The sequence below is a fragment of the Bacillus sp. FSL H8-0547 genome (assembly GCA_038002745.1).
Taxonomy (GTDB): domain Bacteria; phylum Bacillota; class Bacilli; order Bacillales; family Bacillaceae; genus Bacillus_P.
Genome location: JBBODD010000001.1, coordinates 2,156,699 through 2,182,474, shown reverse-complemented (window position 1 = coordinate 2,182,474; position 25,776 = coordinate 2,156,699). Strand labels below are relative to the sequence as shown.

Sequence of the window (25,776 nt, the reverse complement as noted above, 5' to 3'; positions counted from 1 at the left end):
TTTCTACTTTGAAACTTTGCTTTTAATATACGTCAGAATATCATCTCTGAGCTCTTCATTATCCATCGCAAAATCAATTGTCGCCTGGATAAAACCAAGCTTATCTCCCACATCATAGCGCTTGCCGACAAAATGGTACGCTGTTACCTCTTCTTTTTGGGAAAGCTCTTTCAGCGCGTCTGTCAGCTGAATTTCCCCTCCTGAACCCGGCTTTAAATTTCCGAGTATCTCAAAAATCTCAGGGCGAAGGATGTATCTGCCGAGAATCGCAGTATTCGAAGGAGCTTCTTCACGCTTTGGCTTTTCAACCAAGTCACGTACCTTGTAGACGTTATCGGTTTTCTTTTCGTTTAAATTATAGCTGACAATTCCGTACTTAGACACATCTTCCGGCTTGACCTTTTGCACGCCGATGACTGTGCTCTGGAACTGATCGTACACATCAATCAGCTGCTTCAGGCAAGGCACGTCAGACTGGACAATGTCATCCCCGAGCATAACAGCAAACGGCTCATTGCCGATAAAACGTCTCGCACAATAAATAGCATGCCCAAGACCAAGCGGCTCTTTCTGGCGGATATAATGAATGTTCGCAAGCTCGGAAATACCCTGAACCTTGCTGAGCAAATCCCATTTCTCTTTCTTCACAAGCGTCTCTTCAAGCTCATACGATTTATCAAAATGATCCTCAATGGCACGCTTCCCGCGGCCGGAAACAATCAGAATATCTTCAATCCCGGACGCAACCGCCTCTTCAATAATGTACTGAATCGTCGGCTTATCCACAATCGGCAGCATCTCTTTCGGCTGTGCCTTCGTAGCCGGCAAAAACCTCGTACCAAGCCCCGCCGCCGGAATAATCGCTTTCCTCACTCGCATGTCAAAATCCCCCCGGTAATGTCGTATAGAGTCTCTCCTATAATAGTACAACACCGGGAGGATTGATTCCTTTAATGTTTTATGAAAGTTTGGTAAACCGAAAAGCGGAGCCGACCGGTTAGGCCTGGCAGTCAGATAAGAAATCACCGGAAAAGGCTGGGTTTGCCTTTTTCGGGGATTTTGTTCTGACAGAAGGACTGGGAGGCGGAGCTAGACAATGCGAAAAGCGGAATCAGCCGTTTAGCTCCGATAGGCAGATAAGAAATTACCCGAAAAGTCCGGGTTTGACTTTTTGGGGGATTTTGTTCTGACAGAGGAGTTGGCTGATGGAGCTGGACAATGCCGAAAAGCGGAATCGCCCGGTTAGCTCCGAAGGACAGAAAAGGATCCGACGGAAAAAGCCGGTCTTGCTTTTTGCGGCGGAGCCGTTCTGGCCGAGGAGTTGGGCGATGGAGCTGGACAACGCGAAAAGCGGAGCCGACCGTTCAGGCCTGGCAGTCAGATAAGAAATCGACCGTAAAGGCCGGTTTTTGCCTTTATGGGCGATTTTGTTCTGACAAAAGGACTGGGAGGCGGAGCTGGACAATACGAAAAGCGGAATCAGCCAGTCCTGCTAAAATTTTCACAACACTTTTCAATCTCTCCATCAACCACAAAGTGTTACTAAAACCTGTTTACTACACTTTCCAATCACTCCCTCAACCGCAAAGTGTTGCTAAAACCTGTTAACTACACTTTCCAACCACTCCCTCAACCACAAAGTGTTGCTAAAACCCGTTTACTACACTTTCCAACCACTCTCTCAACCACAAAGTGTTACTAAAACCCGTTTACTACACTTTCCAACCACTCTCTCAACCACAAAGTGTTACTAAAACCCGTTTACTACACTTTCCAACCGCTCTCTCAACCACAAAGTGTTACTAAAACCCGTTAACTACACTTTCCAACCGCTCTCTCAACCGCAAAGTGTTGCTAAAGCCTGCTAACTACACTTTCCAACCGCTCTCTCTACCACAAAGTGTTGTTAAAACCTGTTTACTACACTTTCCAACCCCTCCCTCAACCACAAAGTGTTGTTAAAACCTGTTTACTACACTTCACAGCCACTCCCTCATACCAAAAGTGCCATTAAAAAATCAAACCGTCTTCCCCCTCTTTCTCTAACTGTAGTTGGGCATTTTGCTTTTAGCAGCGCAGCAAGGACTAAAGGAACCTGCATCGCCGCAATCCCGCAGGCACATAAAAAAACCGGCTCTCCCATAGAGAGCCGGCTGAATAACCTACTGCAAAAACCAGTTTTGCAGATTGATTCGGTTTTGTGCTGTGATTGCACCTTTTCCGCCAAGGTAGTGAATATGCGGGATAAAGGTCATATTTTCGTAAATATAGCTTGATACTGGCTTCGGAACAGAATCCTGGTCAACAAGGAGGATCGGCGATCTTGTGTTGGCTGCAAGCACTGAGCCCGGAAGAGCATCAATGAATTCAGTTCCTTGTGCAAAGAAGATTTTGCGGGTATCAAGGTTATATTTCTTGACGATATTGATGCTGGTTTCGTAGCGGTTTTTGCCGTCTACACGATCTACATTTCCTTTACCGACAAGTGTCTCAAGGTCAGCAAACACTTTGGCAGACACAGCGACATCTCCGCCGATAACAGTCACTTTGCGCACTCCGCTGTCTTTTATATAATCAGAGACAGCTTTTGGAACGGCATCTTTTTTTGCAAAAAGAATGGGAATCTGCTCGGCTGCCGCATAAGAGGCAATGGACAATGCATCAGGTGAATCGCTGCTGTCGGATGTGATGAAAATTTCACCTGAGTGTCCGACCTGTCTTGCGACCATGGCTGCCGTTTCATAGCGTTCAGAGCCGCTGATGCGCTCAACCGCCGGTGCGATGTTTCTTAATTCTGATTCAACTTCTGCGGATACAGCCGTTGTTCCGCCCAGAATGATGATGGCAGCTGGGTCAAACGCATTCAATGTCTGTCTGACTGAATCTGATAATTGATTCGGGTTTGTCAAAAGCAGAGGAGCATTAAACTTCTTGGCAAGTACGCTTCCTGTCAAAGCATCAACAGGGTTGTCTCCTCTGCCGATGAAGACGGTTTTAGCAGTGGACCAGCCAAATTTGGAGATTTCCGAACTTGTTTCGTAGCGGTCTTCACCTTCAATTTCTTCAGTAACACTGTGAATGTAGTTATCATAATTCGTTCCAGGATAATAGAAGTCCGTAATCTGCATATAATTCTGATTTTGGTCTGCCATGGCCTTGGCACCGTACTGGCTCATGCCGACGCCATGTCCATACCCGCGGCCGCTGAACGTATAGACGCCTTTTTCAAATGTTAGCGAGTCAATGAGGTGGCTTTTAAAATTCGTTGTTCCAAACATGGAACGGAGGATGGAGATATTGACATTGACGCCTTCTTTGACGACCGTCGCAATTTTTCCATCTTTCATCTGATAGGTTCCATTTGCATTTTTCACATAAAATTCAAGACGGTAGCTGCCCGTTTTTCTCCGGTCGCCGCTTGTTTTTTCACTTGATACTGCAAGGTTTTTCACATTGACAATCTTAAGGTCTTTGCCTGTATAATTTTTATCTGTCTTCAGCCAGGTTTTTATGGCTGCTGCGTATTTTTCATCTTTTTCTTTTACAGCTGTCCACCATGATCCCGGATTTGCAAGGTTCAGTGACGCAGGGTTGATCTGGACTTCGTTTACAGCGACTGTCCAGCTGTTCACCGGATCAAAAGGATCTTTTTTTGCAGGAAGATAGGATAATGGCGTTCCCGACGTCCATACATTGGCATTGTTTTCCGTCCGGCCGCCGTTGCTTGAGCTGTAAGTAGCGTCAATAAGCTTGCCGTCCGCTTCTAGAACTTGGCCTTTCGTACGGTTTACAGCTGTATTGGTGTTGCCATAAGCGGAAGCTGACCAGATATAGCCCTCGTATTTTTGAAAGCTGACGGTATCGTCTATTGTCTGATTGATTCTTTTCAGGGCAAACGTTCTGGCTGCTATACTCTGCGCCTTCAGGGATTCAACAGGCCAGCTTGGAAACATTTCTCCCGGCACGACGCCTTTCAGGTAATCCTCAAGCGGAAGCTGGTTCACAGGGCGCACATAGACGCTGTTCTCAACGGTAAACTTCATCGTGCCCAAATATGGACGCCCGTTAATGCTGATCACATTGTCCGTTCCATACTTCACCGGATTAAACGTGCCTGAGCTGCCGAGAGTTTTCGCTTTAGCGCTTCCGCTGTAAAGCACCAGCACTCCGTTTTCATTTTTCACTTTATACGTACTGCCTTTTTTCAAAAGATAGCCGGATTCCCCTGACAGCATATATTCACCGTCAACTGTGACCGTAACTTCCTTTGCTTTTCCGACATAGTTTTTCAGACTGACAGAGACTTCTGAAGGATTACCAGAAGCAGCGAACGCATTTTCTTCAGAAAACAAAAAGAAGAGTGTTAACGCAACAATTGACATAAAAACCTTATTCAACAGTAATTCCTCCGCAATAATAGATTGAGAGCTTATAGAATTACTAGTTTATTCAACAGAGGACAGACTTGACTCACCCTTATACCCATTTTCGCCTGTAAGCTCAAAATCTTCTTTTACCAGTCCAAGGCCGGGTGCATAATACCTGGTGAAAATCGTTTCTTCTCCCACTACCTCATTTGATGTTTTCTGAATGACAACCGCGTTCTCTATCTTACCGTATGGGGTTTCAACCGCTGCTGATGAATCAAGCAGCTTCCAGTCAGCACCTTCACCGAGCAGCTTTTCATTCATATTCGGTTCAAATGTATCAAGCAGATCTGCCGTGTGATCCTGAAGCTCTCTGTCCTCATAGACGAGTGTCATTTCAGAGCCTGTCCACTTATAGATCTGGGTAGTTGTTGAATCTCCTAATCTCAGAGCAATCTGAACATAGTCATCGTTGGCTGCGGTAATTGTTTCAGTCAGCAAAACGGTGCCCTGTTCCTCAAATTGCTTGGTTGCTCCGGTCTTAGGACGGTAGGCCTTGTAAGGACCGTCCAAACTATTCTTACTCTCTTTCTTTTTATCGGAATTTCCTGTCATTTCTTTAGAACTTTCATCGCCTTCTTCTTTCTCTTTTTCTTCCTTTGCCTGATCTGACGGCTCAGTGTCTTCTGATGGCTTGCTCTCTTTTTCTGGTTCTGCCGCAGGTTTTTCGTCCTGTACCGGAGCTTCTGATTCCGGTTCTTGTACAGCTTCTTCCGGCTCCTGAGAACAGCCGGCTGCAATTAAGAGAGTCAAACCCAAAATAAACATCCATTTTTTCATATTTATCATTCCTTATCTAAAAAAAGATCCGGGCATATGACTTCAAGCCCGAATCTTTTCTATTATCTGATTCTGTTGAAGATCTCACTGCTCATTTCAGCAGGGACTGCCCCGCCTACAAGCGTCATTTCCTCCATGTGGTGCTTGCCGCCATATTCCATAATGTACGTTTCAAGAGGACGGTTGATCGCCGGGCCTGTCAAAATCAGCGGTGCTTTCGTTATGATGGAAAGCGGTGCTGCGGCCAGAGCATCCGGGAAGTTCGCTCCTGTTGATACCATGATAGAATCTGAGCTTAAACTAGAATCGAATTTCCATAATACTTTAGCAAGCGTTTCATACCGGTTTTCCCCGGCTAAACGCGTGTAGCTTGACGGTCCAGCGTTTTTAACCTGCGTATCGACCGCAGATGTCAGCACACTAGTCCCTCCGACGATAAGAGCCTGTTTGCCTTTCAGCTTTGCACTTGACGCGCTTGGAAGTGATTTTGTATCTGAAAGCATGATGGCCCAATTTTTCTGGGCTGCGATTGGTGCTGCCCCCAATGCATCGGGATAGTTTCTGCCCGAAGCAATGAAATAGCCGTCAACATTTCCGACCTCGTTCAGGATTTTCTGATTCGTTTCAAAGCGGTTTGCTCCGCTGATTCTCTGTGTCGAGAGTTTCATTGATTGCAGCTGTGTTTCAATGCCTTTTGAAACCGCGACTTCTCCTCCGAGAATAATCGCTTTTTTCGCTTTAAGGCGGCTGATTTCATTTACGGTGTCCGTCCCAAGCGAGGTTCCTTTCACTAAAAGAATCGGCGCTGCGCCGTGCTTGCGTGAGAGCGGTCCGGCAGAAAGAGCGTCCGCATATTCTGTGCCTGTTGCAATAAGAATCGTTTTGTCAGGCTTGCTGTCTGCAAAACCTGCAGGGTACATTTTCCGCGACACGCTGATGGCTGTCTTGTAGCGGTCATCCCCGGCAAGCTTTGTGACAGGAAGCTTTCTTGTCACTTTGTCGTTTGCGATATTTGTAAAGACAATTTCACCCGAAACTTTATTAATGACTCTTGCATTCGGAGCATTCTTCTCTGCAATATAGCGCGCATGTTCAAAGTCTACGTAGCTTCCTTTCTTCGTGCCGCTTACGTATAGCTCGTATTTAGCAGGAAGGAAATTAGACCATAGTGTAAATCCTGTACTTTTATAGACCAGTCTTGTATTGCGGTAGCTCTGTGCATATTCCATGGCATCCGGTGAGGTATAGAAGTCTCCCAGTTTGCCGATGGTACGGTGATGCACCTCATAGAGAGCCGTTGTTTTGTAGATATCTTTTTGAGCATTTTTGTCAAAAACTCTGACCGGTTTTGACTGTTTTTTCGCGTATGTAAGGGCCTGATCTTTTGATTTTGACGTATAAAGCTTTTTATTGCTGTTCATGTCATAAACTTCAAAAACTTTAAAATAATTGACCACAGATGTGGCAAGCGCCTGTGCAGCTTTGTTCTGGAAATCAGCTGTTTTGATGCGCGCTTCTTCTTCACGATTTGTCATGAAGCCCATTTCTACAAGGACTGCAGGCATCTGCGCATTGCGGATGACGTAAAAGCTCTGATCATCCATAATGCCTCTGTCGATGGATCCAAGCTTCGCAAGCACTGTCGGATGAATTTCATTCGCCAGTCTGCGGTTGTCTCCCAAGTACTTGATTTGCATCGGATCGTGCGGATACTCTTCCTTTGCATGATCAACACCATTGTAGAAATAGGTTTCATAGCCTTTTACATATGGATTGCTTGGATGTGCGTTATGATGGAGAGAAATAAAGACACTGTTATCATTGTTTCCGCTTGCAAATGAATTGGCGGTTCTCATGCGGATATCAAAGTCCCCGCCGTCTGTACTTCCGTCCGCTTTTTTCAGGTAAGAAGCAAATTCCATATCCTTGTCTCTCGTAAGATAAACTTTGATCCCACTTGTCTTAAGTAAATCTCTTACTTTTTGAGAAACAATCAGGTTGGCGTTTTTTTCACAGAAGCCGGTCGTATTCCCCGTCAGTCCGCACGTGCCGCTGAATTTGCCTCCATGACCCGGATCAATCACCAGCACTTTTTCTGCAAAACCGGTGTTCGGGGCCAAAAATAGCATGACAAATAGAAGGATGCCAAGCATCCATGACTTGCTTTTCATCGTTCACTCTCCTTTTTTCTGCATGATTCGCTAGTACTCTCCTATTATAGCACCGGCTATCTGCCAATTTTATTAAATTTTGAGAATGAAAAAGAAATAGGGAAATCTGCTTTTCATAAACCGTTACTTTTGTCATGAAAACAGGAAAAAGCTGCCGGATGATCAAATCCGGCAGCTCTTTCTTATTTCTTAGCGTACAAGCTGGTTAATTTCAGCAAGCACGTCATTTGAAACGGCCGTTTCACCGCCAAATACTTTTACTTCGCCGATTTCATTTTCTCCAAAGAACTTGCGCACATCTGAAGAAAGTGATTTGCCGACTAAGATTACTCCGCTTTCATGCTTGGCTGCAAGTGCTCCGCCTGCTAATGCATCAGCGAAGTTAAGACCTGTAGCTGCATAAACAACGTCTAATTCCGGCTCGAAGAATTCGGCAAGCTTCACGCTTGTTGCATAACGGTCTTTGCCGTAGATTCTCTCAGCGCCAGGAAGGTTTTTCACTACACTGTCAGCAAGGGCCACTGGTCCGCCGACTGCCAATGTGTTTTTAACACCAAGCTCTTTAAGAACTTTGCTTGATGCACCAGGAAGCTTATCTTTCTGCGACAAGACAACCGGCATGCCGTATTGCCCTGCATAAGAAGCTACAGCAAGAGCATCTGCAAAGCTTGTGCCATTGACTACGACTGCATCTTCAGATCCATCCGGAGCTACTTCTTCTGCAATAGCAGCAGCCGTTGTCCAGCGGTCTTTACCTGCAATACGGTCAACATCATAACCAAGCTTCTCAAGCTGATCTTCTACAGCCTGTGATACAGCACCTGTTCCTCCAAGGATGACAACAGTTTCTGCACCAAGTCTGTCAAGTTCTGCTTTTGTAGCACCTGACAAACCTTTTGAATCTGTCAGTAAAATTGGAGCGTCATATTGAGCTGCGAGAGGAACACCTGCTAAAGCATCTGCAAAGTCCTGTCCTTTTGCAAGGAAGACAAGCTCTGAGCTTTCCCAGCCCTCTGCACTGATTGCTGCAGCTGTCTCATAGCGGTTCTTTCCGCTGATGCGGCTGACTTTATCATCTCCGCGGTATACTTTTACTTCTTTTACTGTCTTGTGTCCCGCGAGGTCAGTTGCTTCAACCATGAATGTGTTTTCTCCAGGCTGAAGGGCAACATCCGTGCTTAGCGTTTTCGTAATTTTGTTCATTCCGTAAGGCTCTTTCAGAAGGTTAACGAAAACTTCATCTCCGTCAACTGTCACACGAAGCTCTTCGAAATTGTCTGATGCTGTTGTTTTAAGCGTTACTTTTTCAGTTGCTTCACTAACAGAAGAAGGTGCTTCAACAGTCAGTTCAGGAGCTGTCGTATCTACGAAGAAGCGTTTGATGAAGGAAATCTTGTTTCCTGCCTCGTCTTCTCCCGCCATTGTCACGCTGTGATAGCCGTCTTCAAGCGTCAATTTTACATCAAATTCATAGCGTTTTAATTCAGCGTTCCATTTCAACTCTACAGGTTTGCCTGCAACTGTAAAGTTCGTCACTTTAGACTCATCTGTGATATAGCCTTTTACAGGCACTTCGCTCGTATCATACGTTCCCAGTGCTTCAGGAAGCTCAGCAATGATTGAAGGAATGGTTCCGTCATTCACGCCTTTAAATTCTTTAGCAGAAGTGTTTCCTGCATGGTCTGCTGCAAGAACCGTTACAGTTGAACCGGCCTTAAGATCTGCAATCTTGAATTCCTTTGTTGTCGGTGCAAGAGTTAGCGGGTTGCCGTCTTTATCTTTGCCGATAACAGACTCGCCGTTAACAAGGACATCAAAGTATGCAAGACCTGAACGGTCATCTGATCCTTCAAATGTGACTGTATCTTTGTTGAATTCAGCTTCTAAAGTCGGCTGAACCGTGTCAACGATAACAGGCACGTGTACTTTTTGAGGAGCTTTACCAGGGAAATCGACCGCAGCAGCGATTTCATAGTAATACTGCCCGTCTTTAACAAGAGCATTTTTCACTTTTCCATCCCACTGTGCAGCAGGATTTAATGAGTACGTCGGACCTGAGCCGCCGTCAAAATAATGCTTGCGGACTTCAAGCTCTGTGCGGATTGTACGCAGCTGATTTTTGTTCTCGTCAAGAACGTTGAATTTCACTTCTTTCGCATTTCTCAGGAAGGACAGAACAGGAATGATCTCGTCCTGGCTTCCATCACCATTAGGTGAAATCGCAATTTTGCGTGCATCAAACGGCATTTTGCTGTTGAATGCATCAAAACCAAGGTAGTTAAAGCTGTTTCCGTCGCGTGTCACTACCCCTGCATCTCCGTAGAACGTTTCGTTCTCTGTGTCAAAATTCATGGCATCAAGGATTGGCGCTTTGCCCCAGTCGCCGTTAAATCCGACATAAGGAACAGTAAGCTGTGATAAGCCTTCAGCCGAGAATGTGACGAATCCTTCTACAAAGTACCCGTTTTTGAAGACATCTTTTACAGATACTGGTGTTTCGAAATCATCACCTAAAACTTTAGCATTTGAAGTATCAAGAGTAACTTTTACAGTTTTCGTTTCACCGGCAGCAAGATCAACTTTCGCTGTTTCTTCGCCGTTTACTTTGATTACCGCGTCAATCAGTTCCTGAGCTTCAAGCTCGTCGTAATTGTATCCAAGTGACCCGCCGTTAGCGAAATCTGTTTGAACATTAGCTTTCACATCATAAGAAACAGCCTGCTTACTGAAGTTTTTAATATCAAGAGTAAATTCCACTTGATCGCCAACTTCTTTAAGAGCTACTTTGCCTTCACCTGTTTTTGACTCTGTAACTACAGCAGGTGTGTTAAGCGCTGAGTAAAGCTTCATCAGGCCTGCACCCTGACGGCGCGGGGAATATGGAACTTCCCACCCTAATGCATCATTTACAAGTCCCTTATCCATTACTGGCTGAGACGTATTCATAAGAATGTTTTTCGCCATCTGAACTCGTTTTGCCCCATCAAGATCAAACAGCTCGTCCACTTTCTCAAGAACAATTGCAGATCCGCCGGCAACGTGTGGAGCAGCCATAGATGTTCCGCTCATGATACCGTACTGATTGTCTTGGAATGTAGACAGAATTTTACCGCCCGGTGCCGTAATTTCAGGTTTGAAATCAAGGTTAGGCGTTACACCCCATGAAGTAAAGGCTGACATTTTTCCGGCTTCCGCATTTGGAGCCGCTACTTTATCATCACCAAATGTTACTTCAAGCTTTTTGCCTGCTTTCGCCTGTGCTTCAAGCGCGTTTCCGTCAGCTACACTCAGGGAGATGATTGGAATAACCGGCTTATCAAGAGCCATATTCACGTAATCGCCATGTGCAGGCAATCCGCGGATGATGACACCTGCAGCACCCTGTGCTTCAGCGGTTTTCTGGATATTTGTATAGAAATAGCTTCCAGTCCGTACAACAAATACAACTTTACCTTTAACATCTTTTCCTTCATAACCTGCAGGCTGACCGTCGCCTACATATACAATTTCAAGCTTTTGCCCTTTAAATTTATCAAGGAACTTAGGTCCGTCCTGTTTTTGGTATCCGATTGTACCAAATGGAGCACCATCTGCATCCACCTTCATTGCATCAAGGTCAATTTTAGAGTTTTCAAGGGAAGCGACCTGAAGTGAATCGTAAGACAGACCAGGAGCTCCTACTACTCCAACGTCAGGGTTGCTTGCATACGGGTTTGCAAAGCCATTCCCTAAATGAGCAGAGTTACCGGCCGAAACAGCCATAACGACGCCATTTTCAACAGCTCTTGCAATGGCCATCTGCTCAGGATCTTCAGGAAGTACAAACGATGCTGTCGAGCCTAAGCTCATGTTCAGTACATCGGCTCCAAGTCCAATGGCATCATCGATTGCTTTAATATAAATATCGCCCCATGTAGAAGGCATTTCAGGATCATTTCCAAAAACTTTAAGAGCTAAAAGCTGTGCCTCAGGAGCCACACCTTTTAATCCGCCGTTATCTTCATCGCCATTTGCACCTACTGTTCCGCCGACATGCATGCCGTGCATGGAAGCGCCAGGTCCAAGGTCAAGGATTTCTTCATTTTCATCCATATAGTTATAGCCATATGGCACTTTTGCTGTATAGAACTTGCCCGGAAGGCCAAGCTCAGACTTAGCGTCATTTACAGCACCTTCAGAAAGGGCAGGAACTGTATCTTCGCTTAAAATCATGTCTTTGTGGCTTGGATCCAGACCTGTGTCGATGATTCCGACGATCATGCCTTCTCCGTCATAGCCAAGGTCCCATGACTCGCGCGCTTCAACCAGTTCTTTACTGTACTTCATATCAGGCTTTGCTTTTGGACGCTCATATTGATGAGCAATTGTTACATTATTTACACCAGTCAGCTTCTCAATGAGAGCAATCTTGCCGTATTCAACTTCTCCGGAGAAACCGTTGACGACTGTTGTAAATTCCTGTTCGAATTTCATTCCAAGATTTTTGGAAGCGATTTGATTTTTGACAGCTTTTTGCTCTTTAAGAGCATCAGCTTTCAGCTCGTCCTGTTTAGCTTTCGGCAGAGCATCAAATTTCTTCCCTTGTTTTGTTGCATATGTAATTGCAGGTTCGCCTTCTACTTCGACAATTACACGTACTTTATCTGAACTCTTATACTGTTTTCCTGTATCAGGATTTTTAAGTGTCTGCTTGCCGAAATTTTTCTGCACTTCGGTATTGGCGTTCCCTTTTTGAACCGTTGGACCAGCTGCCATAACAGCATTTGAGAAAACCAGCAAGAAAGCGAACATTAAAAATAACGATCTTTTCAGCTTAACTTTCAACTACTTGACCCCCCTAGTAAATTAGCCTCGCAATTCTCAAAAACTTCTAATTTATCCCTCCTTTTACATAGATAGAATATATTTACTCTCTTATTCTATTTGCAAAATATTGAATAGTCAAACATTTATAAAAACTTTTATTCATTAATAAAAGAAAGACAAATTGCGACATGGATAAAGCCTCAGAAAACCCTGTTATCCTTTGATGCATCGATGTTTAAAAGCAAAAAGCAGAAAGGTGCCAGATGACAGTCTCCGAGTTTTTATGCACATTCCATTTATATTTTGGTATAGGATTTCCAGTGAGGAATTGGTCCCGGCATGTTTTGTCATAAGGCGACATGTTTCCCGGGGAATATTGAAAAAGCCTGCCGGAGGTGTCCGGCAGGCTGGGGTTTATTTCAGGAGGTTGATCATATCCGATTCCATCTTAGGTGTAATCAAGGTCGGTCCTCCGAGAATCGTGACTGATTGATAGATATCGATAACATCTAAACCAGGTTTAGTCGGTTTTACCAGCAGGATAGAAGAATTGTTTTTGGATGCAAGAACAGCACCTGACAGAGCATCAGGAAAGTTCTCCCCGGTTGCGGCAAAAATTTCATTGTTTCCAAGAGGCAATTCCTGCGCAATGACTTTGCTTGTTGCATATCGGTCCTTGCCGCTTAATCTGACAGGGTTTTTGCCTGCAAGAGAATCAAATACTTCTTTTGAAATGACGCTTTCCCCGCCAATCACGTAAGCTTTATTTGCTGCGGCCAGGGCCGGTTTGACGGCTGTCGGGATACTCGACTTTCTTGTAAGCAGAATCGGATGGCCATTCTTGGCTGCAAATGGTGCAATTGAAACAGCATCTGCAAAGTTGTCGCCGATTGCAAGAACAGCTGTAGCTGATGAAAGCTGTTCTGCAATTTTAGCAGATGTTACATAACGGTCTGAACCGGCAATCCTTGAAACGCTCAATCCTAATTCTTTTAAAGTGTTTTCAGTAGTAGAGCTTACAACGTTACTTCCGCCAAGAAGAATGGCTTTGGTTGCTTTAAGTCTCTTAATTTCGTTAAAGACCGCAGTGTTTGCAGCATTCGGATTACTGTTAACTAAAAGTAGAGGAGCGTTGTATTTAGCTGCCAGGGGTGTTCCTGAAAGAGCATCGGCGAAGTTTTGTCCGGTTGCGATTACAACTGTACCTGACTGCTTCCAACCTTCTTTTGATATTTCAATGGCTGTGTTGTACCTGTTGTCTCCTGCAAGTCTTGTTGTGACACGTTTCAGATAGCTTGAGGCAATATAGCCTTTTGTCTGAGAATCTTTGAGCTGAACCGGATACCAGACAAACTGATTCGTAGAACCAGAAGCTGTGTCATAAACAAATTCGCCCGCTGTCTTTACAGCAATCCCCTTTCCTGCTTTTACAAGGGGCGCTGATCCAGTCGCTCCAGACCGGATTTTCGGATCGGCTGTATCATCGTTGTATGTAATGAGCGTATCGTTTTTATTAAATAAATGCTTTGTCTCTGTCATCGGTCCATTCAGTGTAAAACTTGTTTTATTAAATATAATATTGTCTGCTGATCCGCACGTATAGGAGAAGTCTGAAGGCGCCATATCGATGTGCGATATGCGGGTTGTTATATCCTGTATGCCTTTTCCGCTGTCTGACTGCAGCAGGGAGTAAAGTTCTTCCTGATAAGCCCCTGAATTTCTGCTGCCATCTCCTCCGCAAATCAATAGAGGGCTGTTTTTAGGCTTTATGCCATTATAGCGCAGTGCTGAAAAATACCATCTCTCAAGATAGGCTGCCGGATCATCTCCCTGGACAACCGGAGCAGGCTTGCCAGTTCCAATTGGAACAATCATGTAATCTTTCAGTCTCTTAACACCTGAGTAAATATTAAATACCGCATTTCTCTCAAGCAGTTCTTTATCACCTGCAGGATACACCGTTATTTGCATAATGCCGATCCCGCCGTCCCCTGAAATAATCGGGTCTCCATTAGCGTCGAACTGCTGCCAGTCCACACTTTCTTTAGTAGCGACCGCTTTTACTATTTCTGCAGGAACTTCAAGTTCCAGTGCAACATTCGACAATAGACAATTTCCCGTTTGATAAGGAATGAATTTTCCCTCTTGTGTTTTTGGATCATAGTTACACTTCTCACTAACCTTTGCCTGCACAGAACCAAAATCAGACGCAGCCTGCGATAAGGCGGGCGACATCAGAAAAAAAACAGCCGTCATAAATGTTAAAACCAGCATCTTTTTCATTGCACGCACGTTCCTCCAAATAATAGATTCTAGTAAAATACTAACATAAAAACCAATCAATTATTGTATAAATTTCCAATAAAAAGAAAAATAGACCCTTCTTAAGGATCTATTTCTCGGTATTGATAAAGTAGGAGGCGAGATACTCTGCCCAGACTTTATTGCCCTCAACATTCGGGGCCTGCTGATCTTCTGTCAGCATCGTTTTCATTTTTTCATCTTTTCCGTCCGGCCAGTTTGCCCAGTGATCGAGGTATGTAAAGTCTTTTTCTTCTGCAAACTCTTTTAAAGCATCCACTTCTTTGGGGTAGAAGGTTGCATTGAAAATGGGATGTGACGGCTGAAGGTAAATGACTGCCCCCGGACTTGACTGCTTAATGTCTGAGAGAATCTCTTCAAGGTTCAGAAGCGTATTGTCCAGGCCGACATTTCCGTTGTCATTCAATGAAAAAGGCTCCAAAAGCAGGATATCCGGCTTTTGCTTGCTGATATCTTCCATATGGTTTTCATTCAAAAACGTTCTTGTGGTTCCCTCCGGGTAAGATAGGACCGTGATTTTGAAAATGTTTTTTCCGTAAGCTGCATCAAGCTTTGACTGAAGCAGAGCCGGCCAGCCTGTGCTTTGAATCGACGTGCTCTCAGAACCGGCCGCAACCAGTTTAAGAGGCGCGCCTCCCTCTTGAGCTTTCTTTATTTTTTCTTTAAGAGGCGCGGAAAGGTTAGCCGCATACTTTTGCCATTTTGGCTGTTCTTCCTGCTGAGTCTCTTCGGACTTAGCTGGATCTTCCTGCGCCTTTACGGAACTGATTTTTTGATTCCAGTGATGATTTCCAAGTATAAGGGCGCACAAGGTCAGGATGACGACACATGCTGTAACGATTTTATTCATTTCCGTATTCCTCCAAAATATGAAAAGTACTACAATCTATCATAGTTATGCATCGGCATACCTGCAAGACTATTAAGGATATTTATGAAAATTTTACGTAATTTTGGGGATTAATCTCAATCAAAAAAGCAGTGAGTAGCCTCACCGCTTAATTAATGACTTTTTTTGTGCCCAGATATCTTGGTTTAAAGTAGACATTCTCCATCGTTGTGATCGATACGCCTTTCGATGAGCTCGCATGGATAAATTCATTGTTTCCAATGAAGATCCCCACGTGAGACGGGCCTGCTGAAACAGTTTCAAAAAAGACAAGATCTCCTTTTTGAGGAACAGCCACAACCGTGCCTGTATTCCATTGATCCTTTGTTGTCCTTGGCAGGTCAATGCCGTGCTTATTGAACACATATTCTGTGTAGCCGCTGCAGTCAAAGCCCGAGGTTGTCGTGCCGCCGTATTTATAAGGCACGCCCTGCAGGGATTTGGCTGTTTCAATCAGCTTGTCCACTGGAAAATAAATCGAGGCTAAAACGCTGTTTGAAACAGCAGCTGTACCGCCGATAACGGTGACAGTTCCGATATTTTTAGTGTCGATTAAGTTTCCAATAGCTGTCGGAAGAGCCGAAGATTTTGTTAAAAGCATCGGAATGTTCTTTTGGGCTGCATAGACAGAGCCTGTAAGGGCGTCTGCATAATTTTGCCCTGAGACTACTAAGGCGTGCGACGCAGAAAAACTCGCAAACTTAGAGGCTACTTTGGCTGATGTACCGTAACGGTCTGCCCCCGCAATGCGCTCTGCATATGGAAGCTTTGAAAAAGCAGATCCATCGATGACTCCAGTTCCGCCAATTACGTACGATTTTGAAAATCCTTTTAGAAAGGTTTGAACAGATGACGGCACGCTGCTTTTTTGAACGAGCAGAATCGGTGAGCCCTGCCTCGCTGCTATGGCAGATGCTGAAAGGCTGTCAGGATAGTTCGAGCCATTGGCTATGAATGCTTTTTTCGTTGCTGTTCCAACATGTTTGGCAATGGCAACGGATGTTTCGTAGCGGTCTGAGCCTGATATTCGCTGAACCGTTAAACCCATTAAAGTCAGCTTGCTTGCTACGGCTTTAGTGACGGCATTTTCACCGCCAAGTATGTATACGTTTTTGGCTCCACGCTGTTTCAGCCTGACAATTTCATTGTTTACAGCTGTTGGGATAGAGTCTTTCTTTGTAAGAAGGATTGGCGCTTTCAATTTATATGCAAGCGGTCCTCCTGCCAGTGCATCCGGAAAATTGGTTCCGACGGCAATCACAATATTCGCCGTGCCATTTGGAAAGGCTTTCTTTGAAACTTCCACAGACGTCTTATACCGGTCTTCTCCGGATATTCTTGTTGTCGTCCCTGCCTGAGCATGCTCCGGCTGAGAAATAAGAAAAAGCATCACTAGACTAAGACAGCTCAACAATGTAAGTGTTATTTTCTTCATACCATTCTCCTATGATGTTTTTACCCTTCTCATTATAGCACCGGAGGAATAGTCTGATAGTTTACAAGTACATTACAAATAATGGGGAAAAACGACTATAGACAGCAAAAAAACAGCATTTCTGCTGCTTTTCGACTATCTGTTTATCCTCTTTTTCGACGAGCTGCGAGAAAAGCTGCACCTGCCATCATAAGTATGGTTCCGAAGAAAACGTATTGGTACATCAAAGATGCCGTTTTTGGAAGCTCGTTCTCAGCTTTGATTTTACCCGGTTTATTCGGATGATTGCTGACCGGTTCTCCTTTTTCCTGATCTGGTTTTACAGGTTCTGGTACCTTGATTTCTTTTTCCTCTTCAGACAAGGTTGTGACTTCTTTCCAGGCTGTATTAACGAACTCTCCGCTTTCACCAAAGACTTCTATAAAATACACCGTATCAGATTCCAGTCCCGTTAGTTGATAGGAAGTCTTTTCAGCAGGAAAAGGCTCATCCCCCTGCATTTCACCGTTAACGTAAACCGTATAGGTTCCGTCTCCTTCCAACATGTTATCCCAAGAGAAGGAAATGGTCGTCTGCGTGACGTCGCTGATGTGTATTTCAGGGTAAAAAGAGGCTTCCGCCCAGACTTTCACACCTCGTGCCCTGAGCTCCTCCACAACGGCGGCAGCCCGTGAGCCCGGCGACAAATCAAGCGTTTCGATTCCAAACAGCGAGACCAATTCCAGGTTCTCTAAATTAAGCAGCAGATCAATGTTTGTCAGCTTTGTTCTCTCAAAAATCAAAGTCTTAAGAGATTCGGATGCTTCTATTCCAGACAGATCTTCCAGAGGATTCCCTGCAAGTTCAAGGTGCTGGAGATTCTCGAGTTTCAACGTTTTGCTGATGCTCTTAACCTGATTCTGATTAAGGTGCAGCATTTCCAATTGGCCGAGTCCAGATAGAGCCGTCAGGTCTGTGATGTTATTTTGGGACAGATTCAGATAGACGAGCTGACCTAGACCGCTTATAAATGACAGGTCCTGGAGCTGATTGTTTTTAATGGCCAGAAAAGACAGATCTGAAAGCGACTGAATCACTTTGTAACTCTTGATCTCTGTGTTTTCAATGGATAGATCTACTAGATTGAGCCCTTTTAATGGCTGCAGATTAAGTTCGCTTCCATTGTTATGAATGAAAAGAGACTGCAGATTTTCCGCAGATTCCAGTCCTTTTAAGCTTGTAACGTCCAAATCCAATAGAAATAATTCAGTCAGCCGCTCCATATCACTTTGGCGGATTTCCCGGACAAGTCCAAGCTGCTCTCTGATCAAATCACCAAGCTTCTTGTCTTTAAAAATAACAGCAGGGCCTTGAGGAGCTGCCTCTGTTGTCTCTTCCATTGATTCACTGAAAAGAAGCTCTCCTTCTTCATCATATGCCTTAACTTCAATGTCATAGGCCGTCTCAGGCTTCAGTCCACTGATCCAGTACCTGAATTCATAGCCTTCCACGCGTTTTGAAGCTGTCTCTCCATTCACTAAAACCTTGAAGAAATCGATATCCTTTTCCCCGAAATAGTCCCAGCTTACTTCTATTGAATCCTCCGTCTTTCTGCTTGTATAGATGGAAAACAAATTTCCGGAGTCATCGTATTCAACATAGACGCCTTTATCAATCAGCTGCCCGATGACCTGCCAGGCGTCCGATCCTTCTGAAAGATCGAGCGTTTTCATGCTGAAAAGAAGAACCGTCACCAGTGAATCCATGGACAGCAATGGTTCAATCTTGTTCACAGAAGTCATCGACAGATCTGCAAATTGAAGATGTCTTAAGACAGTGAGCGGCTCAATGTCTGTGATTGGATTGTCCTCAAGACTGAGCTCAGTGAGGTTTTGAACCTTTTCAATTCCTTTAAGCGAAGACAGCTTATTTCCGTTTAAATAGAGAGCTGACAGTTTTTCGCTTGCAGGTATGGCTGAAAGATCAGCAATCCCGTTGTATGCGAGGCTTAGCCCCGTTAAGTCTTTCAATCCCGCAAGTGCTGAAAAGTTCTTGATGCCCGTGCTGGACAAATTCAGTACCTGCAGACTCTGCATTTTAATGATGGAAGACAGGTCTTCAAGACGGTTGTCATCAAGGTGCAGCGAAGTGAGGCTCAGAGTCTCTATCGGTTTAACCGTTTTTATACCATTGCCGGATAAGACAAGGACTTTAAGGTTCTTTGCACTCTCGAGTCCAGTCAGGTCACTGATTCCCTCCCCCGTCAAATCAAGTTCTGTCAGAGTTTCCATATCACTTTCATAAATGTCGCGCTTCAAACCGAAATGGTTTTTCATTGCGGTTCTCAAGTTCGCATCCGGAAAAACGGCTTTTTCTCCAGCAGGCGTTTTTAGCGTTGTGAAAAAACCGCTGTCAAATCCGGTCATGACGCCATTTTGCTCAAAAGCCTTAATGGAGTAGGAGTACACGGTTTCAGGCTTCAGACCCGCCGTCTCATAGTTGATGACCCGTTTGGCTGTTTCGGTTTTTTGAGTGATTCCATCAACCGTAATTTCGTAATAAGCAGGAATATTATCTCCCTCATATTCCCACTCAAATGCAGCACTTCTATCCCCAGGCTTTACATGTAAGAGATGGATGTTCAGACTGTCGTCATAAATGATCTCAAGATTTTTGCCAAACTGCTGGAGCTCATCTTTCACCTTTAAGTAAATCTCTCCGTACAAGATGATTTTTTTAAGAGAAGCCAGCGTTTGAAGCGGCTGAATCGTTTGAACTGGTGTGTAGGAAAGACTGATTTCTTCCAGTTGAGAGAGCGAACTGAGGGAAGAAACACTTTTCACATTTGTGAAACTTAGGTCCAGCACTTTGAGCTTCGTCAGATTCTGGATGTTTTTCGTGTCTTTAAAAGAAGAATCTGCAAGCACAAGACTTCTCAGATTCACGAGGTCATTAAGAGGAGAATAATCGACTGAACCCGTCATTGAGAGATCCAAATACTCAAGATTTGTCAGCAGTCTCAATGGTTCAATGCTCCTCAGGCTGTTGCCTGCAAGCACCAGATGCTGAAGATTCACAGCATGATGGAGTCCTGTCAGATCTTTGATATCATAAGCTGATGCATTCAAATACGTCAGCTTATGGAGATCGCTTTCTGTTACATCGCGCTGAATCCTCAGCTGATCCTTGACCGCACGTTTGAGTGCACTGTCTTTAAATTGGACTGTTTGACCGTTTGCAGCTTCCTTTGTTTTCCCTTTTACAAAAGCCTCATTCAGCTTTTTGCCGGCTCGATCAAACGCAGTGACCTTCACTTCATATTCTGCCGCAGGCTTTAAGTCTGTAAATTGGTACTCTGTTTCTTTCGTTTTTTCAAGCATCAGCTTTCCGTTGAGATACACATCAAAGAAAGCCGCACCATCTAAAAACCAGCTTGTTTCAAAAGTGGTATCATTGACGGGATAAAAGAAAACCGTGTAGGCAGGCTTTCTCTCCGCTTCCGTTTTCACACGCACTTCCCTGCTGTCAATCAGCTTCTCGCCAGCAACAATTTTAAGTGTAAATGAATAATCGGTATCAGGCTCCAGGTCTCTAAAGATGTGTTCGCCTGCATCCGGGTAGCTTCCAATGAATGTTCCGGATTGATAGAGCTGATAGGTTGCTTTACTGCTGCTTTTATAGGCAGGCCAGGAAACGGCAATACTTGTCCCCTCTGCACGTGCATGCAATAGAAATGCTTCATCTGCCGGATTTGCAGGATCAACAGGAGTAGCGGTTCCGCCATTTTCTTTTTGATGGACAATCGTTATGGTGTCTGTTTGAAGCATTGCATCATTTTCAAGCTTAATGGAATACGTATAAACCTCTTTATCTGCAGTATTTGTGTCCAAGTATTCATACGTTCTTGCAGTTGAACCGTCTCTGTTTATCAGTTCATCTGCAAGTGAGGCCTCAATCTTTTGTTCTGCACCGTTTTTCACAAGAAGAAAAGACTGCGGATCATTTGAAGACGAGGTCACGGTCCACACCAGCCTTATTCCGTTTTCTGTGTTTGTATAGGAATGAAAGGCGATTTGCGTTCCCGTTTCAGCTGCTGCCGCATAAGGCAAGATCATGGTTATAAGCAAAAGTAGAGTCATGAGAACCGACAGCATCTTTTTCATCGTAAAATATTTTCCCCCTGGTTTTTATCAACATATTAAATCCATTATAGATATGGCCGATAATAAAGTATATTTGATTCACAAGACAAAAATCTACAAATTTATGAAACTTACCGCTTATACAATACGTCAAATTGGTGGAACCTCTATTTTTTTACAAAAAAAGTATTGTTTCCATGATACGGCAAAAATATAATGTGTATAGGCAATTACTTCTATTAAAGGATGAGACGATGAGAGAACAAAAACACAAAAAGCGCAAATGGCTCTGGATTACCCTAAGCATCATAGGTCTGCTCGTACTGGGTACCGGTGGCTACGCCTTCTATTTGTATAAAACGGCAACGGACACTGTTGCCAAGATTCAGGAAGATATCGGCAGAGAAAAGTCAGACAAGCGCCCGCAGGCAGTGGCATTTAAAGAAAGAGATCCGATCTCGATCCTGCTTATGGGTGTGGATGAGCGAAAAGGAGACCGCGGACGCTCGGATTCTCTCATTCTCTTAACCGTTAACCCGAACAAAAAATCGATGAACATGGTCAGCATCCCGCGTGACACCCGCACCGAAATTATCGGTAAAGGCAAAGAAGACAAAATTAACCATGCCTACGCCTTCGGCGGCACGGAAATGGCGATTGATACGGTCGAGCATTTCCTCGACGTTCCTGTTGACTACTTCGTCAAAGTGAACATGGAAAGCTTTAAGGATATCGTTGATGCAGTAGGCGGAGTGGAAGTAAACAACGACCTGTACTTTGAATATGACGGCAAGACGTTTAATGAAGGCCTCATTCAATTAGACGGTGCAGAGGCACTAAGCTACTCAAGAATGCGCTATGAGGATGATCGGGGCGACTTCGGCCGCCAGCTGCGCCAGCGCCAGGTCATTGAAGCCGTTATCGCAAAAGGAGCAAACATCTCCTCCATCTCCAAATTCGGCGAGATGTTCAAAATTGTTGAAAACAACGTCAAAACGAACCTCGGAATGGACGAAATGTGGAACATCCAGGAGAACTACAAAGATGCACGCAATACAATGGAACAGCACCAGATCAAAGGCACCAGCGACACAATCGGCGGGATCTACTATTACATCGTTCCTGAAGAAGAGCGAACTGCTTTATCAAATCAGCTGAAAGAGCATTTGGAGCTGTCCGGGACGACTGCTTCGAATTAATAGAATGAGAGAGCAAACCTCGGGTTGAGGTTTGTTTTTTTGTACTAATTTTCAGAGACTCAGAAGAATCAGATTGCTGAAGGGGCCGGTTTTGCTTATTAGTGAGCTGAATTGGCTGAAGAAAAGATTGTTCCTTTAATCTTAAACATGAAAAAATACCTATAAAAATATAGGAATTTTTGATTTATTTGGTCATTTACATGAAATATATTCCAATATAATGGTATATTAGTAGTGAAAATTTATTTCAAGGAGTGAAAAAAGTTGTTCAAACTGATTTCAAAGAGTTTTATTGCATTATTTATTTGTCTACTTATTTTTTCTTTTTCAGAAGGAACCATGTCTGCTGAATCGGGCGGAAATGCACGGATAGCAGGAGAAAACCGTTATGAGACTGCTGCCGCTATTTCAAAAGCAGGCTTTTCAAGCGGGTCTGACATAATTGTTCTTGCGAGGGGAGATGAGTTTCCTGATGCTTTGACAGGTGCACCTCTCGCATTCAAATTACAGGCACCAATCCTATTAACCTCTCCCAAAAAGCTCCCTGCGGCTACAGTCACAGAGCTTAAGCGATTAAAATCCAAAAAGGCCGTCATCTTGGGAGGACCTGTTGCGATATCCGATTCCGTCAAAAAAGAAATTGAAAAATTGGGAATGACGACCGAACGCGTTTACGGAGAAACCCGGTATGAAACATCTATTAAAGTAGCGGAGAAACTTGGCGCTTCTAAAGAACAGGCAATCATAGCAACCGGCAAAAACTTTCCGGATGCTCTCGCAATTGCTCCCTATGCTGCAGAAAAGGGATATCCTATTTTACTAACTTCCCCTGATAAACTCAGTAAAGACGTTTCACGGTATCTCCAAGGTGTTAAAAACACCCTTGTTGTAGGTGGGGTAGAAGCTGTAAAACAGTCTGTGGAAGCCGATTTGCCAAATCCTGAACGCATTTCAGGTTCCACAAGGTATGAAACAGCTGCTCAGATCTTAAGGACAAAATACGATAAAAATCCTCATATTTACATAAGCACAGGCAGCACTTTCGCTGATGCATTAACCGGCTCTGTTCTGGCAGCCAAAAACAAATCTGCTGTTCTATTAACAAAACCAGCTGACCTGCCAAAAGGAACAGATCAGCTGATTGCTGAAAAACAGATGAAGAGTTTTAACGTTTACGGAGGAAAAGTGGCCGTTTCTGACGAGGTCGTTACCCAGCTGGATGACCTTTTTGCACAGTTTAAAGACAGCCTGGGAACAGCTTCATTTTCTGACGGTTTAGAAATTATGGATGAATCTGAAATAAATTCACTGGAAAAAGCTTCTGAAAGCATGGTTTATAATGCGGATGAATCATTTTCAATCAAGCTGCCGGCGGCACAGGCTCAAATGTATAAAAAAACAGACCTTTTCTACTTGCCGCCATCTGATGAACATCCTTCAGGCTTTTTTGGACAGGTTTCAGATGTTCAACCAGACGGAACCATAACGGTTGATCAGCCGGCACTTGATGAAGTGCTGGAGGAATTCAGCATCGAAGGCGAAGAAATTCTCACACCTGACCGTTTAGTTGACGTCGATCTTGAGGAAGGCGTTGTTTTAACGGATGATGCTGGGGAGCATCAGTCCCTTTCAAGATGGAAAAGTGCAGGCATGTCTTCTGCTTCTGAAAAAAAACCATTCATTCTTGCAATCGATAAAATTCTATATGACAACCCATCAGCAGCTAACAGCAAAGTTAAACTTTCCGGAAGTATTGCTGTAAAGTCAGCAAAAGCTCAAGTAGATCTTGAAAAAAAATTCGGTCTTATATCGGGTTTTGATTACCGCTTCGACAGCAAACAGGATTCCTCAATCAAGTTCCTGATAGAAATGAACGGCAAGATGGAAACGGTTGATCAATCAAAAAATAAAGAATTCGGCAAGTGGCTCAAGCTTGAAGGAGTCGACCGCGAGGGAAGAGTCTCACTTGCAACATTGACGTATCAAATTGGGACTGCCAACGTATTTGCCGGAGCAGGAAATACAGGATACGTAAACATTCCAATTGGGGTCACAGTCTTTGTTACGGCAAATGTGAAAGGTGAAGCAAAGCTTTCAATGGAACTTGGCATCGTTGAAAAATCCTCTACTGCCGTTAATGTGAAATGGAATGACGGTGCATTTGACTCTGATTTCGATATGAAAATTGACCGCTATGACGCCACCTTAGAAGCAAAGGGAGAAACAACGACATTTATCGGCACTGGATTTGAACCGGCCGTTAATATCGGAGGCCTTCTCCCGGCAGTGGTGCAAAATGACTTAACGATTGCTCATGAGATGAAAGGCAACGCTAAGGCATTATACAATTTTAAAGACGGGAACTTTAGCCTCTCTGGGTGCTTTGAGGACTCATTTAAAGCTGGATTTGAATCAAGCTTAAAAATCCGGCTTAAAGCATCCTCTGAAAAATGGAACATTGAAGAAAAAGTAGAATACGAAAAAAGTTTCTTCAAAAAAGAGCTTTTCAAAGCGGGAAACAAATACTGTGAACACGCAGGCAAGGTCAAAGGCTCCGTTACTGATGCTGTAAGCAAAGAAGCTCTTAAAGATGTAGTGGTCAGTGCCTATCAGAAAGACAAATTCATCACCAAGACGGTTACTGACGCAAATGGAGACTATGAATTGCAGTTGTCAGACGGTACGTACAATTTAAAGTACAGCAAAGAAAACTATAATGAGGAAGAGCACAACAACGTTGAAATTAATGAGAACGAAATTGAATACAGCCCTTCTCTTCGTATGGTTGACTCCAGCCATTCCGGGGACGGAGAAGTTAGCGGCAAAATAAAGAATTCCATTGACGGCAGGCCTGTAGCAGGGGCTTCAATTACCATCCGATCAGGCTTAAACTCTTTCACTGGACCTGTAAGCGCTCAAACTGTTACTGATGCTGCCGGTCAGTACAAGGTCACTCTTCCGGCGGGCAATTATACAGCCGCAGTATCAAAAGAAGGATATATACCATCATCAGTACAGATTTTATCTGTCGGTATGAAAAAGACCGAAAATCAGAATACCACCCTCAGCCCGATTCTAGATCAGGCGGAAACACGCATTGTTCTTAAGTGGGGTGAACAGCCAGCTGATCTTGATGCACACTTAACCGGACCTTCTGAAGACGGAGACCGATTCCATCTTTATTATAGTGAACAGGAGACGTATGAGAATGATGAACTCATGGCACAGCTGGATATAGATCAAAGAGAATCCTATGGGCCTGAGACCGTTACCATTCATCACCAAAAGGACGGAGTATACCGTTACTCCATCCATGATTACACCAACCGCAGCAAATCAGCCAGCGATGAACTCTCCAAATCAGGAGCAGTCGTAGAAATTTACCGCGGGAGCTATCTAGTGCGGACATTCCACGTCCCTGCCAATCAGACTGGAACACTTTGGACTGTTTTTGAAATGAACGGAAGCACCATTGTTCCAATCAATACCGTTTCTGACAGCGATGTTTTCACTCAAGCAAGCAGACAGGCACGGGGAAATTCAATTGATCGGATGATTATTCCTGCATTAGACGAAGTGAAATGAAATAATTAAATCGTGCACCCCAAATGTAAGATTCTAAATCT

At 44.1% G+C, this 25,776-nt stretch carries 11 protein-coding genes; 2 read left to right on the top strand and 9 right to left on the bottom strand.

All coding sequences use genetic code 11. The annotated features are described in order from the left end of the window. Positions 1-3 precede the first annotated feature (3 nt). The 9 genes from galU to MHB63_10660 form a co-directional block, all read right to left on the bottom strand. Positions 4-879 carry a UTP--glucose-1-phosphate uridylyltransferase GalU gene (galU, locus tag MHB63_10700; GenBank protein MEK3807001.1) on the bottom strand — a complete coding sequence of 292 codons (876 nt, stop codon included), beginning with the start codon at positions 877-879 and terminating at the stop codon, positions 4-6. Between the two features lie 1,283 nt (positions 880-2,162). Then, on the bottom strand, positions 2,163-4,397 hold the full coding sequence (locus MHB63_10695) for a SpoIID/LytB domain-containing protein (protein MEK3807000.1): 2,235 nt from the start codon (positions 4,395-4,397) through the stop codon (positions 2,163-2,165). Positions 4,398-4,445: 48 nt separating this feature from the next. After that, entirely contained in the window at positions 4,446-5,207 is a 762-nt protein-coding gene (locus tag MHB63_10690) for a hypothetical protein (GenBank protein MEK3806999.1), read from the bottom strand. Between the two features lie 62 nt (positions 5,208-5,269). Further along, positions 5,270-7,378 (bottom strand): cell wall-binding repeat-containing protein, encoded by a 2,109-nt coding sequence (locus MHB63_10685; protein ID MEK3806998.1) that lies wholly within the window; start codon positions 7,376-7,378, stop codon positions 5,270-5,272. 189 nt (positions 7,379-7,567) lie between these two features. Next, entirely contained in the window at positions 7,568-12,202 is a 4,635-nt protein-coding gene (locus MHB63_10680) for a cell wall-binding repeat-containing protein (GenBank protein MEK3806997.1), read from the bottom strand. 396 nt (positions 12,203-12,598) lie between these two features. Continuing rightward, positions 12,599-14,467, bottom strand: a complete 1,869-nt coding sequence (locus MHB63_10675; protein MEK3806996.1) for a cell wall-binding repeat-containing protein — start codon at positions 14,465-14,467, stop codon at positions 12,599-12,601. A 109-nt stretch (positions 14,468-14,576) separates the two neighbouring features. Then, on the bottom strand, positions 14,577-15,356 hold the full coding sequence (locus MHB63_10670) for an SGNH/GDSL hydrolase family protein (GenBank protein MEK3806995.1): 780 nt from the start codon (positions 15,354-15,356) through the stop codon (positions 14,577-14,579). 148 nt (positions 15,357-15,504) lie between these two features. Continuing rightward, entirely contained in the window at positions 15,505-16,830 is a 1,326-nt protein-coding gene (locus MHB63_10665; GenBank protein ID MEK3806994.1) for a cell wall-binding repeat-containing protein, read from the bottom strand. Between the two features lie 143 nt (positions 16,831-16,973). Further along, entirely contained in the window at positions 16,974-20,972 is a 3,999-nt protein-coding gene (locus MHB63_10660; protein ID MEK3806993.1) for a leucine-rich repeat domain-containing protein, read from the bottom strand. 233 nt (positions 20,973-21,205) lie between these two features. Between MHB63_10660 and MHB63_10655 the strand changes: the two genes are divergently transcribed. Both MHB63_10655 and MHB63_10650 read left to right on the top strand, forming a co-directional pair. Further along, positions 21,206-22,150, top strand: a complete 945-nt coding sequence (locus MHB63_10655; protein ID MEK3806992.1) for a LytR family transcriptional regulator — start codon at positions 21,206-21,208, stop codon at positions 22,148-22,150. Between the two features lie 264 nt (positions 22,151-22,414). Further along, positions 22,415-25,735, top strand: coding sequence for a cell wall-binding repeat-containing protein (locus MHB63_10650; protein ID MEK3806991.1), 3,321 nt, complete (start codon positions 22,415-22,417; stop codon positions 25,733-25,735). The last annotated feature ends 41 nt before the right edge of the window (positions 25,736-25,776 follow it).